This window comes from Streptomyces sp. PSU-S4-23 (assembly GCF_055632315.1).
The window spans coordinates 8037584-8053049 of the sequence record NZ_JBVMUU010000002.1; the positions used below are offsets into that span (position 1 = coordinate 8037584).

Here is a 15466-nt window from a genome sequence, read left to right on the forward strand (position 1 = left end):
GGTGATGCATCCCCGGCGCGGCGGCACCCCCGGCGCGCTGCCGTCCGTGCACGAGGTCCGGTCCCGCCCAGGCCGGTTGCGCCCGGGCCGGTCCCGCCCGGGCCGGTCCCGCCCGGGCCGGTCCCGCCCGGGCCGGTCGTGTCCGGGCCGGTCCCGCCCGGGCCGGTCGTGTCCGGTGCCGGGGCAGCTCCCCCGGCACCGGGCGGGTGAATCCTCACGCGGCCCGCTGGAGCGGCCATGACGGCTGGAAGAGCCAGACGCCGGGGCGGACTTCGAGCGGGATCGAGGACACCGCGGCCGACCGCCCCGACGCAAGTGCCGTGCGCAGGGCGGAGGCCGTGCGCCGCGCGTACTCGATCCAGCGGCGGTCGCCGGCGGAGCGCGCGGCGCTCTCGCACTCCCCGAGACGGGCGAGCGCCTCCTCGTGGCGGCCCTCGCGCTGCGCCACCAGGGCCAGTCCGCGCAGCGACTTGGCGGAGCCCCGCGGGTCGCCGTTCTGCCGGCTCACCGACAGGGCGCGTGCATAGGCCTGTTCGGCCTGGGTGACCCGCCCCGTGCCGAGGAGCGCGTCCCCCTCGGCGGACAGACAGCGGCCGGCCGCCGCCCGGTCACCGTGACGGGTGAACAGCTGCCAGGCTTGGCGGTACTGGGCGATCGCCAGTGAGGTCCGGTGGCGCTGCCAGGCCAAGTCGCCGAGGGACCGCAGGATGACGGCCTCCGCGTGGATGTCCCCGGACCGGCGGGCCGCGTCCAGCGCGAGGTCGTGCGTCGACTCCCACTCGTCCCACAGGGCACCCGCCTCGTAGTAGCCGGCCGCGGCCGAGGCCAAGGCGGAGCACAGACTCCACAACCCGGCCGCATAAGCCTGCCGCACGGCCTCCGACAGGCCCGCGGACTCCTCCTGGAACCAGCGCAGCGGCGCGCTGCCGACCACCTCCTCGGGACGGATCGCGGCCAGGGGCTCCACCTCGTACGCGAGCCGGTCCCTGCCGGGCGCCAGCTGCGCGTCCGCGTACCTGGCCAGGGTCAGGAAGGCACGGCACAGCCGTTCCACGGCCGCGGGGCCTTCCTGCGGGGACTCCTGGGCCAGCACCTCCAGGGCCAGCGAGCGCAGCAGCGCGTGGAAGCCGTAGCGCACGGGTTCCAGCCGCCCGGGCCGCCGCCGTGCCTCCAGCAGATGGGCCTGCACCAGCTTCTCGGTGAGCCGCTCGGCCCCCGCCCGGTCCGTGCCGAGCAGCGCGGTCGCACTCCACAGGGCGAAGTCGGGCAGCGAGGCCAGCCCCAGGATCCGGAAGGCGTGCCTGGTCTCCTCGTCCACGTCGCGGTAGGCGGTCAGCAGACTGCTGCGTACGTCGAGGTCGCCCAGGGCGAGCGCGGCCAGCCTGGTCCGCTCGTCGCGCAGGCGCCGGGCGAGCCCGGCGGCAGTCCAGTGCGGGCGGGCCGCGAGCCCGGCGGCCGCCACCCGGAGGGCCAGCGGTAGCCAGCCGCAGAGCCGGGCGATCTCCGCCGCCGCCTCCGGGTCCTCCCGCATCCGCTGTCCGCCGCACGCGGCCAGCAGCGCCTCGGCCTCGCCCGGGGCGAGCACGTCGAGGGTCAGGTGCTGGGCGCTCTCCAGCGCGCCGAGCACATGACGGCTCGTCAGGATCACGGTGCTGTCGGGCACGGCCGACAGCACCGGCCGGATCTGCGCCTCCGAGACGGCGTCGTCCAGGACGATGAGCATCCTGCGGCCCTCGGTGCGCGCGTGCAGCAGTTCCGCGAGTTCCGCCTCGGACGACGGCAGCGGCTGCGCGCCGGAGTCCGTTCCCGGTCCGGCTGCCGTCGCCTGGGGCCCGCGCAGCCGTCGCAGCAGGGTCGCCAGGGCGGTCCGCGGTTCGACGGCCCGCCCGCCGGCGTCCCGCAACGTCACCAGGAGCCGTCCGTCGGGGAACCGCTCGGCGGCGTCGTGGGCCAGCCGCACGGCCAGCGCCGTCTTTCCGACGCCCGCCCGTCCGGACACCACGAGCACCTTGTTGGGTCCGGGCGGATCACCCGCCAGCAGCCGCTCACCGACGGCCAGTTGGTCCTCGCGTCCGGTGAGGTGCGCCACGGCCGGCGGCAGCCACACCGTGGGCCCGGCATCCCGGCCGCCGTCCGCGGACCCGTCGGCCGGGCGGTCGTGGGATCCGCCGACGGGAACGAGCCGGCGCGCGGGCTCGCCGCGCCAGGCCAGCGAGGGGTCACAGGCCAGGATCCGTTCCAGCAGTCTGCTCAGCGCCGGGCCGGGTTCCACCCCCAGTTCGTCGACCAGGGACCGCCGCGCCTGGTGATAGACCTGCAGGGCGTCGGACTGCCGGCCCGAACGGTAGAGCGCCACCATCAGATGACAGCGCAGCGTCTCGCGCAGCGGATGTTCGTGCGCCAGGGCCATCAGCTCACCGACCAGTTCGTGGTGCAGCCCGAGCCGCAGATCGGCGGAGATCCGCTGCTCCAGTACCTCGGCGCGCAGTTCGTTCAGTCTGATCGCGGAGGTCTCCAGCGAGGGTCCGTGCGGTATGCCCGAGAGCGCGGGTCCCGTCCACAGCCCGAGCGCGCGGCTCAGCGCCTGCGAGGCGGCCTCGTACTCGTGCCGGCCGTACGCGGCCCGGCCCTCGGTCCGCAGCGACTCGAAGACGGCCAGGTCCAGCTCCTCCGGGGCGACCCGCATCAGATAGCCGGGGGACCGGGTCAGCAGAGGCTGCGGTGAGCCCGTTTCCGCCGCGGCCTCGCCGGTGTCCTCCAGCAGGGCCTTGCGGAGCTGGGACACATACACCTGGAGGGTGGTGGTGGCCGTGCGCGGCGGTTCCGCGCCCCACAGTTCGTCGATCAGGGTATGGGTTGACACCACCGTGTTGCTCTGCACCAACAGGGTGGCGAGGACCGCGCGCGGCTTGGCCGCGGACGGTGTACGAGGTGCCATGTGCACGGGGCCGAGGACTCTGTATCTCATCGCGCGCCTCAGCAATCCTGCAGCACGGAGGCGGAGACACGGGCCACGACCCGGCTGCCCTGGAGGAACGACAGCCGCAGGTCGACCACCGGGCGGCCGGCCGCGTCCCGGGACACCCGTCCGTCCGTGCGGCGCACCCCCTCACGGACCGTGCAGTGCAGCGGCAGTCCGGGTTCCGCGAAGCCGCGGAACGAGGCCTGCCAGCGGGACAGCACGGCGTGCGAGGGGATGAAGCCGCGCAGCTCCGCCGCGGCGAGCAGCCCGACCTGGCGGGACACCTCCAGGAACAGCATCGGCGGCACCTCGTCCGGCGCGTCCGGGGCCCCGAGCCGCAGCCCGGCGGCGGCCCTGGCGTCGATGGGGAAGGACAGCCCCTCTTCGCCGTCCGCTCCGGTGTGCTCGGGCAGCCCGACCAGGACGTTGCGGCCGTCCCGGTGGCCCACCTGTTCGGGCAGCGGCACGCCGGGGGAGGCCGGATCACCGTCCCCGGCCGCCACCGACTCCTCGCTCTGCCGCCGCCCGAGCACGCGATGGTTGTGGTAGACGCCCTGGGCGAGGAAGACCAGCCGGGCCGAGGCGGTGCCGCAGCGCTCGCCGTCGATGGAGACGGCGGCCTCGCACTCCAGGCCGCGCGGCACGCCGCCCACGACGTCGAGTGGCGTCACCGCGAGTTCCAGCGCGAGCCCGGCCCGCATGCCGCCGCGGCGCCATGCGTCCAGCCGGGTGATCGCGGCGCCGCCGGAGGCCACCACGGGGTGCCAGCTCTCCGGCACCCTGAAGTACCGGCGCGCCGCGAACAGCATGGTCTGGCGCAGTGATTCCACGGGGAACAGCAGGTCGTGGTAAGGCGACACGGAATCGCCGAACAGCGGGTGTTCTTCGGGCAGTTCCGCGGAGAAGGCGAAGTTCTGCCGTACCGGCGCGGTCGCCTTCAGCAGAAAGGCTTCGGGGCTGGCCGGCCTGTGGACCAGGTGGTGCGGTCCGAGGAAGGAGGGGGACGGAGCGGTGAAGGTGGGCATGAGGGGTCCTCTGGGGCGGTGTCCGGCGGCTCTGCGGAAACACATGTGGGGCGCATGCGCTTGACGTGTGCACGTTGCCTGACTCCGCTGAAGGACCAGGGAAGCCGTACTGAAGTACGAATGACGTCGGCCCCCTCCCCTAGGCGATCAGCCCGTTTTGACCGGCTCTCCCTCGACGATCGGGTGGTCCCGGGGCAGGGGGTCCGCCGTGCTCGCACCGCCGGGTGCCCCGGTCGCGGCGAAGACGTCCCGGTCCGCGGTGAGATAGCCGGACCACTCGTCGGGAAGGGAGTCCTCGTAGAAGATCGCCTCGACGGGGCACACGGGCTCGCAGGCGCCGCAGTCCACGCATTCGTCGGGGTTGATGTACATCTTGCGCGGGCCTTCGTAGATGCAGTCGACGGGACACTCGTCGATGCATGCCCTGTCCTTGAGGTCCACGCAGGGCTGGGTGATGACGTACGTCATGAGGCCTCCACGGTCCAGGTGTCGTTGCCGGTGAGGAGGGCGGCGAGGTCGCCCTTGCCGTTGTGCTCGATGGCGGTGTCGAGTTGGTCGGCCATGAGGGTGTCGTAGACGGGCCGGTCGACGGAGCGGAAGACGCCGATGGGGGTGCGGTGGAGGGTGTCGGGGTCGGCCAGGCGGGAGAGGGCGAAGGCGGTGGTGGGGCTGGGGTTGTGGGCGTCGTGGACGAGGATGTCGGCCTCGTTGTCCGGGGTGATGGTGACGACGTTCAGGTCGCCGGTGTGTGGGTCGCGGACGACGCCGTGTGTGTGGTCGGTGCCGAAGCGGATGGGCTGTCCGTGTTCGAGGCGGATGACGGCTTCGTCGGCGGTCTGCTTGTCCTTGAGGGGGTCGAAGGCGCCGTCGTTGAAGATGTTGCAGTTCTGGTAGATCTCCACCAGGGCGGTGCCGGGGTGGGCGGCGGCTTGGCGCAGGACCTCGGTGAGGTGTTTGCGGTCGGAGTCGATGGTGCGGGCGACGAAGGAGGCTTCGGCGCCGATGGCCAGTGACACCGGGTTGAAGGGTGCGTCCAGCGAGCCCATCGGGGTCGACTTGGTGATCTTGCCGAGTTCGGAGGTGGGGGAGTACTGGCCCTTGGTCAGGCCGTAGATGCGGTTGTTGAAGAGCAGGATCTTGAGGTTGACGTTGCGGCGCAGGGCGTGGATGAGGTGGTTGCCGCCGATGGAGAGGGCGTCGCCGTCGCCGGTGACGACCCATACGGACAGGTCGCGGCGTGAGGTGGCCAGTCCGGTGGCGATGGCGGGGGCGCGGCCGTGGATGGAGTGCATCCCGTAGGTGTTCATGTAGTACGGGAAGCGGGAGGAGCAGCCGATGCCGGAGACGAAGACGACGTTCTCCCGGGCCAGGCCGAGCTGGGGCATGAAGCCCTGGACGGCGGCGAGGATCGCGTAGTCGCCGCAGCCGGGGCACCACCGCACTTCCTGGTCGGACTTGAAATCACGTACCGAGAGCGGACTGTCCGCCTTCGGCACCAGCGACAGTGCCTCAGTGGGCATGGACGGCCTCCTTGAGTGCGGTGGCGAGTTGTTCCGCCTTGAACGGCATGCCGTTGACCTGGTTGTAGGAGTGGGCGTCGACCAGGTATTTCGCGCGGATGAGGGTGGCGAGCTGGCCGAGGTTCATCTCGGGGATGACGACCTTGTCGTAGCGTGCCAGGACTTCGCCGAGGTTGGGGGGGAAGGGGTTGATGTGGCGCAGGTGGGCCTGGGCGATGGGGGTCTGGGTGGTGCGTAGTCTGCGGACCGCCGCGGTGATGGGGCCGTAGGTCGAGCCCCAGCCCAGGACGAGTGTGCGGGCCTGGTCGGGGTCGTCGACGGTGAGGTCGGGGACCTGGATGCCGTCGATCTTGGCCTGGCGGGTGCGGACCATCAGGTCGTGGTTGGCGGGGTCGTAGGAGATGTTGCCGCTGCCGTCCTGCTTCTCGATGCCGCCGATGCGGTGTTCCAGGCCGGGGGTGCCGGGGATGGCCCAGGGGCGGGCGCGGGTGTGCGGGTCGCGTTTGTAGGGCCAGAACACCTCGGTGCCGTCGTCCAGGGTGTGGTTGGGGCTGGTGGCGAACTGCACCCGCAGGTCCGGCAGCTCCTCCGGTTCGGGGATGCGCCAGGGCTCGGAGCCGTTGGCCAGGTAGCCGTCGGACAGCAGGAAGACGGGGGTGCGGTAGGTCAGTGCGATCCGTGCGGCCTCCAGTGCGGCCTGGAAGCAGTCGGCCGGGGTGCGGGGTGCGACGACGGGTACGGGGGCCTCGCCGTTGCGGCCGTACATCGCCTGCAGCAGGTCGGCCTGCTCGGTCTTGGTGGGCAGTCCGGTGGAGGGTCCGCCGCGCTGGATGTCGACCACCAGCAGCGGCAGCTCCAGGGAGACCGCCAGCCCGATCGTCTCGCTCTTGAGTGCCACACCGGGGCCGGAGGTGGTGGTCACCGCCAGCGAGCCGCCGAAGGCGGCGCCCAGCGCCGCGCCGATCCCGGCGATCTCGTCCTCGGCCTGGAAGGTGCGCACACCGAAGTTCTTGTGCCGGGACAGTTCGTGCAGGATGTCGGAGGCGGGGGTGATGGGGTAGGAGCCCAGGAACAGGGGCAGGTCCGCCTGCCGGGAGGCGGCGATCAGGCCGTAGGCCAGGGCCAGGTTGCCGGAGATGTTGCGGTAGGTGCCCACCGGGAAGGCCTTCGCGGCCGGGGCGACCTCGTAGGAGACGGCGAAGTCCTCGGTGGTCTCGCCGAAGTTCCAGCCGGCCCGGAAGGCGGCGATGTTCGCCGCCGCGATGTCGGGTTTCCTGGCGAACTTGGACTGCAGGAACGCTTCCGTGCCCTCGGTGGGCCGGTGGTACATCCACGACAGCAGGCCCAGCGCGAACATGTTCTTGCTGCGTTCGGCTTCCTTGCGGGTCAGGTCGAAGTCCTTGAGTGCCTCCACGGTCAGTGTGGTCAGCGGCACGGGGTGGACGTGGTAGCCCTCCAGTGAGCCGTCCTGGAGCGGGCTGGTGTCGTAGCCGACCTTCTGCAGCGCGCGTTTGGTGAACTCGTCGGTGTTGACGATGATCTCCGCGCCGCGTGGCAGGTCGGCGACGTTCGCCTTCAGTGCGGCCGGGTTCATCGCGACCAGGACGTTCGGGGCGTCGCCGGGGGTGAGGATGTCGTGGTCGGCGAAGTGCAGCTGGAAGGAGGAGACGCCCGGCAGGGTGCCGGCGGGAGCGCGGATCTCGGCGGGGAAGTTCGGCAGCGTGGACAGGTCGTTGCCGAAGGACGCCGTCTCGGAGGTGAAACGGTCACCGGTGAGCTGCATACCGTCACCGGAGTCACCCGCGAACCGGATGACCATCCGATGCAGGGAACGGACCTCATGAGCCGGACGAACCGCTCGTTCCGTGTCCGTGGGGGCGCTCATGTCACTCGTACGCGTGGTGTCAACGGCCACCGGCCGCTCCTTCCCGTCGACGCAGCAGGGTGCCTGCCGCCGCACGGTAGGCAGCGCCCCTTGTGACCGGCCAAAGCCGGTCGGTCAGGCCGCGGGAGGTCGTGAGGGCGGAACGGTGCCGCACCGGCCGGAGGCCGTGCCGGTGGTGGGCGCACCGGCCCTGCCGGTCACCGCGGCCGCCGCCGGCGTGACGGCTTCCGCCGGGCGGGCCGAGGGCCGGCCGCGCCGGCGGTGCGCGTCACAGCAGCCAGTCCGCGTCCCTGGCGATGCGGATCGCGTCGACGCGGTTGCGCGCGTTGAGCTTGGTGACGATGGTGGTCAGATAGTTGCGCACCGTCCCCGCCGACAGGCGCAGCATGGAAGCGATCTCCCGCGCCTCCGCGCCTTCCGCCGCGAGCCGCAGGACCTGCGTCTCCCGGTCGGTGAGGGGGCTTTCGAACTCTCCCCAGGCGGCCAGCGCCAGTTCAGGGTCGACGGCGCGGTGTCCGGCTGCCACCCGCCGTACCGCGGAGGCGAGTTCACCGGGTGGGGCGTCCTTGAGGAGATAGCCGGAGACCCGGGCTTCGAGGGCCCGGCGCAGGGTGCCGGGGCGGCCGAGGCTGGTGAGGATGAGGACGCGGCACTGGGGGAGTTGTTTGCGCAGCTGGGTGGCGGCCGACAGACCGTCGACACCGGGCAGGTCGATGTCGATGATGGCGACGTCGGGCCGGTGCTTGAGGGCCATGTCGACGATCTCGTCCCCGCGTTCGACCTCACAGACCACGGTGAAATCGTCCTGGAGATTCAGCAGGGCGACCAGGGCGCCGCGGATCATGTTCATGTCCTCGGCGATCAGTATCCGTATCACTGAGCTCCCGTCTGCGGTACCTGAAGGCCCGGATCGCGGCGAGGTGACGTGATCCGTACCCTTCCTGAAGCGGCGCGCGATCATGCAGCTGATTCCTTGAGCGGGAACATGCCCCCTCGTACCTCCACGGTCGTCTCCTGCGGTTCGTTCAGGGGCACTTCGGTCGAGAACCGGAATGTGCCGTTCTTCGCGCGACCCGACTTCAGCCGTCCGCCGGCGCTGTGCGGCGAGGGAGTGTGGCAGACGGCGTCGACGCCGTCGTTCTTCATGGTGGTGACGAGCATGTGACCCGGCAGCGCGGCGATCACGACGGTGTGTGCCGGCCGGGGGGCGGGGAGACCGCTGCCGTGTCTGGCCGGGGCCGCGCCTGCACGGCTGCCCCTTGACTCGTTCGCACTGTCGGAACGGTCGTGACGGTCCATCATCTGCACGGCCTCTCGCAACCATGTGCGCCATCTTGCGCAGATGATAAGTCAATGTCGTGAAGAGTGTGCAGGAATCAAGCGCTCACGGGCACAAATTTGCGTAACACCCGAGCCCCGGACGAAAAGTTGAAACCTGCTCAACTTTTCCCGTACCGCCTGTACCGCGTGAGTTCGCCACTTCTTCCCAAGGCTACCCGTGCCCGCTCTGCACAAGCGGCTCTTTAGAGCCTCCCCGCAGGATTCGAGCGAACAGCACGCGTCGGCGTCGGGCCGGCAGTCTCGGGAGAGGTCAGCGATGCGCGTTCTTTTCACCATCTTTCCGGCAACGGCACACCTTTATCCGGTCGTACCACTGGCATGGGCGCTGCAGAGCGCCGGTCACGAGGTCGTGGTGGCGAGCCCCGAGGGCGTGGTCGATCCGAAGGTGATCGCGAACATCACCGCGGCCGGTCTCACCGCGGTGTCCCTGGGCGGCAGGGAGGAACTCACGGCCTCGCTGGCGCCCCTCATCGCCGGGGCGGGCCCCAACCGGCCCACTCTGGCGCTCGATCCCGACGACGACAACGCCTGGCGCACCGCCAGGGCCGTTCTCGCGGGCATGTTCAACGCCTACTACCCGCCGGAGCCGGCGGAGGGCGGGCGCCGGCCGGTCCTTGACACCCTGGTGGAGTTCGCCCGGGAGTGGCGCCCGGACCTGGTGCTGTGGGACCCGCTGGCACCGACGGGCGCGGTGGCCGCGCGCGCGTGCGGCGCCGCCCACGCGCGACTGCTGTTCGGGATGGACAACATCGGGCTGATCCGTTCCAGGATGCGGCAGGAGCGGGCCGATCCGTCCTCGAGCCCGGCCGAGGACCCGTGGATGCAGTGGCTGGGCCCCGTGCTGGAGCGGTACGGCCTCGACTTCGCCGAGGAGACGTGGGTCGGCCAGTGGACCCTGGACCTCACCCAGTCCCGGATGCGCAACCCGCTGGACCTGGCGTACGTCCCGGTCCGCCGGGTCCCGTACAACGGGGCCGCCGTCCTTCCCGAGTGGCTGCACTCCCGGCCCGAGCGGCCCCGCGCGGTCCTCACCCTGGGGGTGAGCCGTCGGCTGCTCGCGGGCCGGCACAGCGGCTTCCCGATGCGCGAGTTCTTCGACTCCGTCTCCGGCCTGGACCTGGAACTGGTCGCGACGCTGAACGGCGAGCAGCTTGCCGCCGTGGGCACGCTCCCGGACAACGTCCGGGCCATCGAGTACGTACCGCTCAACCAGGTGCTGCCCAGCAGCTCGGCGATCATCCACCACGGCGGCGGCGGGACGTTCGCCGCCGCCGTGGCGTTCAAGGTGCCGCAGTTCGTGGTGCCGCTGCCGATGTGGGACGAGATGGTCACGGCACGCTACGTCGCCCGCCGGGACGCCGGACTGGTCGCCGACCCCGCGGCGCTCGACGTCGACGTCATGCAGAAGGACCTCGTGCGGCTGCTCGAGGAGCCGTCCTTCCAGCTCGGGGCCCGCGGCCTGTACGAGGACATGCTGGCCGCCCCGGCGCCGAAGGACGTGGTCCCGGTCCTGGAGAGGCTGACCGCCGAGCACCGCGGCTGAGCGGCAGCCGTCCGCCGCCGCAGGGCTCCCGTGCCGCGCCGGCGTGTGCCCCCGGCCCTCCGGCGCGGGGTGCCCGCACCCGCCGGGCTTCCACCCGTCCAGCACGAGCCGAGTTCAGGGAGAAAGGGCGAGCGCGCCGTGCGCATCGAGGAAACCAGCATTCCCGGCACGTTCCTGATCGAGCCGGACCACATATCCGACGACCGGGGCGTGTTCTACGAGTCGATGCGGTCCGACGAACTGGAGCGGTCCGCGGGGATCCTCTTCCAGCCCCGGCAGATCAACTACTCGGTGTCCAGGCGCCACACCCTGCGCGGCATCCACAGCGTGAGCATCCCCCCGGGGCAGGCCAAGTTCGTCACCTGCGTGCGGGGTGTGCTGCGCGACATCGTCGTCGACCTGCGGATCGGGTCGCCCGCCTTCGGCCGGCACCAGGTGAACGAACTGGACGCCGCCTCGGGCCGGTCCGTGTACGTGCCCGAGGGCGTCGGCCACGGATTCCTGGCGCTCACCGACGACGCCTGCATCTGCTACGTCGTCTCCACCACGTACGTCCCCGGAACGCAGATCGACATCAACCCGCTCGACCCCGACCTGGACCTGCCCTGGGAGTGCCCCGGGACACCGCTGATCTCGGACAAGGACGCGAAGGCACCCACGCTGGCCGAAGCCCTGGCAGCAGGCATGCTGTCCGACTTCGAGGCCGCCTGACGCAGCGTCACCTGCTGTCCGGCCGGCCACGGCGCACCCGGGCCACGAGCGCACGGCCGAGGGCTGCGAACCGCGCACCGGATCGAAGCGGCATCACCACATGAATCGAGAGGACCTCCCATGAAGGCTCTGGTGTTGGCCGGCGGATCGGGCACCCGCCTACGGCCATTCAGCTACTCGATGCCCAAACAGCTCATCCCGATAGCGAACGTGCCCGTCCTGGAATACGTCCTGAGGAACGTCCTGGAACTGGGCGTGACCGAGGTCGGGGTCATCGTCGGCGACCGCGCCGAGGAGATCCGCGAGGCGCTCGGGGACGGATCGCGGTTCGGGGCACGTCTGACCTACATCCGGCAGGAGGCTCCGCTCGGACTCGCCCACACCGTCGCCATCGCCCGGGACTTCCTCGGCGACGACGACTTCGTGATGTACCTCGGCGACAACATGCTGCCCGAGGGGATCGCCGGCATCGCCGAGGAGTTCGCCGCGCACCGCCCGGCCGCCCATGTCGTGGTCTACAAGGTTCCGGACCCGCGCGCCTTCGGCGTGGCCGAACTGGGTCCCGGCGGTGAGGTGCTGCGCCTGGTGGAGAAGCCGCAGCAGCCACGCAGCGACCTGGCCCTGATCGGCGTGTACTTCTTCACCGCCACCATCCACGAGGCGGTCGAGGCCATCGAGCCGAGCGCCCGCGGCGAGCTGGAGATCACCGACGCGATCCAGTGGCTGGTGTCTGCGGGAGCCGATGTGCGGGCGGCCCAGTACGAGGGCTACTGGAAGGACACCGGGAACGTCGAGGACGTCCTGGAGTGCAACCAGCACATCCTGGAGAACCTGCGGCCCTGCGTGGACGGTGAGGTCGACGACGCCAGCGTGCTGGCCGGACCCGTCGTCGTGGAAGAGGGGGCGCGCATCGTGCGCTCCCGTATCGAAGGGCCGGTGATCATCGGTGCCGGCACGGTCGTGGAGGACAGCCACATCGGCCCGCACACGTCCATCGGACGCGGCTGCGCGGTCACCGGAAGCCGGCTGGAGTACTCCATCGCTCTGGACGGGGCGTCGGTCACCGGCGTCCAGGGCCTGAGCAGTTCCCTCATCGGCCGCTCCGCCTGCGTCGGCACCACCAGGCAGAGCACGGACCGTTACCGCCTGGTCGTCGGAGACCACACCCGAGTGGAAGTCGCGGCATGAGGATCCTCGTCACCGGGGCAGCCGGTTTCATCGGCTCCAACTTCGTCCGCAACCTCCTCGCGAACCGCTACGCGGGATGGCAGGACGCCCGCGTCACCGCCCTGGACAAGCTGACCTACGCCGGCAACCGCGACAACCTGCCGGCCTCGCACCCGCGTCTGGAGTTCGTCAGGGGCGACATCTGCGACGCGGGCCTGCTGCGCGAACTGCTGCCCGGACACGACGCCGTGGTGCACTTCGCCGCGGAGTCCCACGTGGACCGTTCGCTGGAGGGCGCGGGAGAGTTCTTCCGCACCAACGTCCTGGGCACCCAGACGCTGCTCGACGCCGTACTGGACAGCGGAGTCGAGCGGGTCGTGCACGTCTCCACCGACGAGGTGTACGGCTCGATCGCGGAGGGCTCCTGGACGGAGGACTGGCCGCTGCTGCCCAACACCCCCTACGCGGCCTCCAAAGCCTGTTCCGACCTGGTCGCCCGCACCTACTGGCGCACACACGGAGTGAACCTCTCCATCACGCGCTGCTCCAACAACTACGGGCCGTACCAGCACCCCGAGAAGCTCATCCCGCTGTTCGTCACCAACCTGCTGGAAGGACGGCAGGTGCCGCTGTACGGCGACGGACGCAACATCCGCGAATGGCTGCACGTGGACGACCACTGCCGTGGCATCCACCTCGTGCTCAACGACGGCCGGGCCGGCGAGATCTACAACATCGGCGGCGGCAACGAGCGGACCAACCGCGCCATCACCGAGCGTCTGCTCGAACTGACCGGCTCCGGAGCCGAGATGGTCCGCCACGTCCCGGACCGCAAGGCGCACGACCTGCGGTACTCCATCGACGAGTCCAAGATCCGCGAGGAGCTGGGCTATGTGCCGCTGACCGGGTTCGAGGAGGGCCTGGCCGCCACGGTGGCCTGGTACCGGGACCATCCCGACTGGTGGAAGACCGTCAAGTACGGGGCCGGCCGTGCGGACGGCTGACGGCGGCGCGGCGGCCGGGCGCCGAGTCGTGGTGCTCGGCGGCACCGGCTACCTGGGCCGCAGCATCGCGGAGGCGTTCCACGCCGACGGCGCCCTGGTGCACCTGGTGTCGCGGAGCCCGGCCGGGGACGGCCCGGCGGATGCGCGCCTCGTTCCCATGGACCTGCTGGCGGCCGGCCCACGGGAACTCACCGGCTTCTTCGGTTCGGTGCGGCCCGACGTGGTGGTCAACGCCGCCGGCCGGGCCTGGCGGGCCGACGAGGCCGAGATGACCGCCGGCAACGCGGAACTGGTCGCCCGCGTCACGCAGTCACTCGCCGAACTGCCCCACCCGCCGCGGCTGATCCAGCTCGGCAGCGTCCACGAGTACGGTGCCGGCACCCCGGGCGCCGGCACCTCCGAGGATCATGAGCCCGCTCCCGTCACCCCGTACGGGCGCACCAAACTCCTCGGCACGCGCACCGTCCTCCGGGCCGCGGCGGAACACGGCCTGGACGGTGTGGTACTCCGCCTCGCCAACGTGATCGGTGCCGGGGCGCCGGCCGGCAGCCTCTTCGGCATGGTCGCCGCCCACCTCGGTGAGGCCGCGCGTGCCAGGTCCCGGGGCGAGAAGCCGGACGAGCTCAGGCTCCCGCCGCTGCGCGCCCACCGCGACATCGTGGACCTGCGCGACGTCGTCGACGCGGTACGGGCCGCCGCCACCGCGCCGGGGGCCGACGTCGGCGGCCACGTGGTCAACATCGGCCGGGGCGAGGCGGTCCCGATGCATGCGCTGATCGACCGCATGGTCGAACTCAGCGGCGTGGACCTCCCGGTCGTCGAGACCGTTCCCGGCCACTCCCCCCGCGCGGATGTGGAGTGGCAGCAACTCGACGTCTCACGGGCGCGGCGGCTCCTGGGATGGCGGCCGCGGCGCACCCTCGACGCCTCGCTGCGCGACCTGCTCGCGGCGGCGGTGCCGGTGCCAGTCAACGGAAGGACATGACGATGAGCGACAACAAGGAACTGGTGCTGGACACGGTCCGCAGATACCACCGGGAGACGGCGCCCGACCGGGAGTTCGTGCCCGGTGTGACCGAGATCTGGCCCTCCGGCGCGGTCCTGGACGAAGAGGACCGGGTCGCCATCGTCGAGGCCGCCCTGACCATGCGTATCGCCGCGGGGCCCAGCTCCAGGAAGTTCGAGTCCGCCTTCGCCAAGCGACTGAAGCGGCGCAAGGCCCATCTGACCAACTCAGGTTCGTCGGCGAACCTCCTCGCCGTGTCGGCCCTCACCTCGCACCAGCTCGGTGACCGGAGACTGCAGCCGGGCGACGAGGTGATCACCGTGGCGGCCGGATTCCCCACCACCGTCAACCCGATCCTGCAGAACGGGCTCATACCGGTCTTCGTGGACGTGGACCTGACCACGTACAACACCACGGCCGACCGGGTGGCGCGGGCGATCGGCCCCAAGACGCGGGCGATCATCATCGCGCACGCGCTCGGCAACCCCTTCGAGGTCGCCGAGGTGGCCCAGCTCGCCAAGGACCACGACCTCTTCCTCATCGAGGACAACTGCGACGCGGTCGGCTCCACCTACGACGGCCGGATCACCGGCACCTTCGGCAACATGACCACGGTCAGCTTCTACCCCGCGCACCACCTCACGATGGGCGAGGGCGGCTGCGTCCTCACCTCCGACCTCGGCCTGGCCCGCATCGTGGAGTCGCTGCGCGACTGGGGGCGGGACTGCTGGTGCGAACCGGGCAAGAACAACACCTGTTTCAAGCGGTTCGAGTACCAGATGGGCAACCTGCCGGCCGGGTACGACCACAAGTACATCTTCTCCCACGTGGGGTACAACCTGAAGGGAACCGACATCCAGGCGGCGCTGGGCCTGGCGCAGCTCGCCAAGCTCGACGGCTTCATCGAGGCCCGGCGACGCAACTGGCGCCGGCTGCGCGAGGCCCTGGACGGCGTGCCGGGCCTCCTGCTCCCCGAGCCGACCCCCCGGTCCGAGCCGAGCTGGTTCGGTTTCGTCATCACGGTCGACCCCGAGGCCCGCTTCACACGCGCCGAACTGGTCGCCCACCTGGAGGAACGGAAGATCGGCACCCGGCGGCTGTTCGCCGGCAACCTCACCCGGCAGCCCGCCTACATCGGCCGGCCCCACCGCATCGTCGGCGACCTCACCAACAGCGACATCATCACCGAGCACACCTTCTGGATCGGTGTCTACCCGGGGCTCACGGACGAGATGCTCGACTACATGGCCGCCACGATCAAGGAGTTCGTGGCCCAGCACGGCTGATCCCGACGGGCCACCT

The 15466-nt window shown here is 71.0% G+C and carries 13 protein-coding genes; 6 read left to right on the top strand and 7 right to left on the bottom strand.

Annotated features, from left to right (window positions below; genetic code table 11):
* Positions 1 to 214: 214 nt before the first annotated feature.
* The 7 genes from ACZ79I_RS36335 to ACZ79I_RS36365 form a co-directional block, all read right to left on the bottom strand.
* Positions 215 to 2968 (bottom strand): AfsR/SARP family transcriptional regulator, encoded by a 2754-nt coding sequence (locus ACZ79I_RS36335; protein ID WP_471503479.1) that lies wholly within the window; start codon positions 2966 to 2968, stop codon positions 215 to 217.
* A gap of 8 nt (positions 2969 to 2976) precedes the next feature.
* Positions 2977 to 3987 (bottom strand): AfsA-related hotdog domain-containing protein, encoded by a 1011-nt coding sequence (locus ACZ79I_RS36340; protein WP_471503481.1) that lies wholly within the window; start codon positions 3985 to 3987, stop codon positions 2977 to 2979.
* A 147-nt stretch (positions 3988 to 4134) separates the two neighbouring features.
* Positions 4135 to 4455 (bottom strand): ferredoxin, encoded by a 321-nt coding sequence (fdxA, locus tag ACZ79I_RS36345; RefSeq protein ID WP_471503483.1) that lies wholly within the window; start codon positions 4453 to 4455, stop codon positions 4135 to 4137.
* The gene (locus tag ACZ79I_RS36350) at positions 4452 to 5507 is read right to left on the bottom strand and encodes a 2-oxoacid:ferredoxin oxidoreductase subunit beta (RefSeq protein ID WP_471503485.1); all 1056 of its coding nucleotides are present in this window, start codon (positions 5505 to 5507) and stop codon (positions 4452 to 4454) included. Before ACZ79I_RS36350 ends, fdxA begins: the two co-directional genes overlap by 4 nt.
* Positions 5497 to 7392: a 2-oxoacid:acceptor oxidoreductase subunit alpha gene (locus ACZ79I_RS36355; RefSeq protein ID WP_471505444.1), complete on the bottom strand. Its 1896-nt coding sequence runs from the start codon at positions 7390 to 7392 to the stop codon at positions 5497 to 5499. The genes ACZ79I_RS36350 and ACZ79I_RS36355 overlap by 11 nt, the downstream gene beginning before the upstream one ends.
* 268 nt (positions 7393 to 7660) lie before the next feature.
* Complete coding sequence (locus tag ACZ79I_RS36360) at positions 7661 to 8269, bottom strand: response regulator transcription factor (RefSeq protein WP_381079314.1); 609 nt, start codon at positions 8267 to 8269, stop codon at positions 7661 to 7663.
* Between the two features lie 80 nt (positions 8270 to 8349).
* Positions 8350 to 8577, bottom strand: coding sequence for a hypothetical protein (locus ACZ79I_RS36365; protein ID WP_471503487.1), 228 nt, complete (start codon positions 8575 to 8577; stop codon positions 8350 to 8352).
* Positions 8578 to 8989: 412 nt separating this feature from the next.
* Here ACZ79I_RS36365 and ACZ79I_RS36370 point away from each other — a divergent pair, with 412 nt between their 5' ends.
* The 6 genes from ACZ79I_RS36370 to rfbH all read left to right on the top strand — a co-directional run bounded on the left by ACZ79I_RS36370 (position 8990) and on the right by rfbH (position 15450).
* Positions 8990 to 10276 (top strand): activator-dependent family glycosyltransferase, encoded by a 1287-nt coding sequence (locus ACZ79I_RS36370; protein ID WP_471503489.1) that lies wholly within the window; start codon positions 8990 to 8992, stop codon positions 10274 to 10276.
* Positions 10277 to 10414: 138 nt separating this feature from the next.
* Entirely contained in the window at positions 10415 to 10987 is a 573-nt protein-coding gene (locus ACZ79I_RS36375; protein ID WP_471503491.1) for a dTDP-4-dehydrorhamnose 3,5-epimerase family protein, read from the top strand.
* A gap of 120 nt (positions 10988 to 11107) precedes the next feature.
* Positions 11108 to 12175, top strand: coding sequence for a glucose-1-phosphate thymidylyltransferase (locus ACZ79I_RS36380; RefSeq protein ID WP_471503493.1), 1068 nt, complete (start codon positions 11108 to 11110; stop codon positions 12173 to 12175).
* Positions 12172 to 13158, top strand: a complete 987-nt coding sequence (rfbB, locus tag ACZ79I_RS36385; RefSeq protein WP_471503495.1) for a dTDP-glucose 4,6-dehydratase — start codon at positions 12172 to 12174, stop codon at positions 13156 to 13158. The genes ACZ79I_RS36380 and rfbB overlap by 4 nt, the downstream gene beginning before the upstream one ends.
* Complete coding sequence (locus ACZ79I_RS36390) at positions 13145 to 14143, top strand: NAD-dependent epimerase/dehydratase family protein (RefSeq protein WP_471503497.1); 999 nt, start codon at positions 13145 to 13147, stop codon at positions 14141 to 14143. Before rfbB ends, ACZ79I_RS36390 begins: the two co-directional genes overlap by 14 nt.
* A gap of 2 nt (positions 14144 to 14145) precedes the next feature.
* Positions 14146 to 15450: a lipopolysaccharide biosynthesis protein RfbH gene (rfbH, locus tag ACZ79I_RS36395; RefSeq protein WP_471503499.1), complete on the top strand. Its 1305-nt coding sequence runs from the start codon at positions 14146 to 14148 to the stop codon at positions 15448 to 15450.
* The last annotated feature ends 16 nt before the right edge of the window (positions 15451 to 15466 follow it).

Bases quoted from the DNA above. Each gene is read 5' to 3' on its own strand.
- ACZ79I_RS36335 (WP_471503479.1), bottom strand. From the start codon at position 2,968: ATGAGATACAGAGTCCTCGGCCCCGTGCACATGGCACCTCGTACACCG.
- ACZ79I_RS36340 (WP_471503481.1), bottom strand. From the start codon at position 3,987: ATGCCCACCTTCACCGCTCCGTCCCCCTCCTTCCTCGGACCGCACCAC.
- fdxA (WP_471503483.1), bottom strand. From the start codon at position 4,455: ATGACGTACGTCATCACCCAGCCCTGCGTGGACCTCAAGGACAGGGCA.
- ACZ79I_RS36350 (WP_471503485.1), bottom strand. From the start codon at position 5,507: ATGCCCACTGAGGCACTGTCGCTGGTGCCGAAGGCGGACAGTCCGCTC.
- ACZ79I_RS36355 (WP_471505444.1), bottom strand. From the start codon at position 7,392: ATGAGCGCCCCCACGGACACGGAACGAGCGGTTCGTCCGGCTCATGAG.
- ACZ79I_RS36370 (WP_471503489.1), top strand. From the start codon at position 8,990: ATGCGCGTTCTTTTCACCATCTTTCCGGCAACGGCACACCTTTATCCG.
- ACZ79I_RS36380 (WP_471503493.1), top strand. From the start codon at position 11,108: ATGAAGGCTCTGGTGTTGGCCGGCGGATCGGGCACCCGCCTACGGCCA.
- rfbB (WP_471503495.1), top strand. From the start codon at position 12,172: ATGAGGATCCTCGTCACCGGGGCAGCCGGTTTCATCGGCTCCAACTTC.
- rfbH (WP_471503499.1), top strand. From the start codon at position 14,146: ATGAGCGACAACAAGGAACTGGTGCTGGACACGGTCCGCAGATACCAC.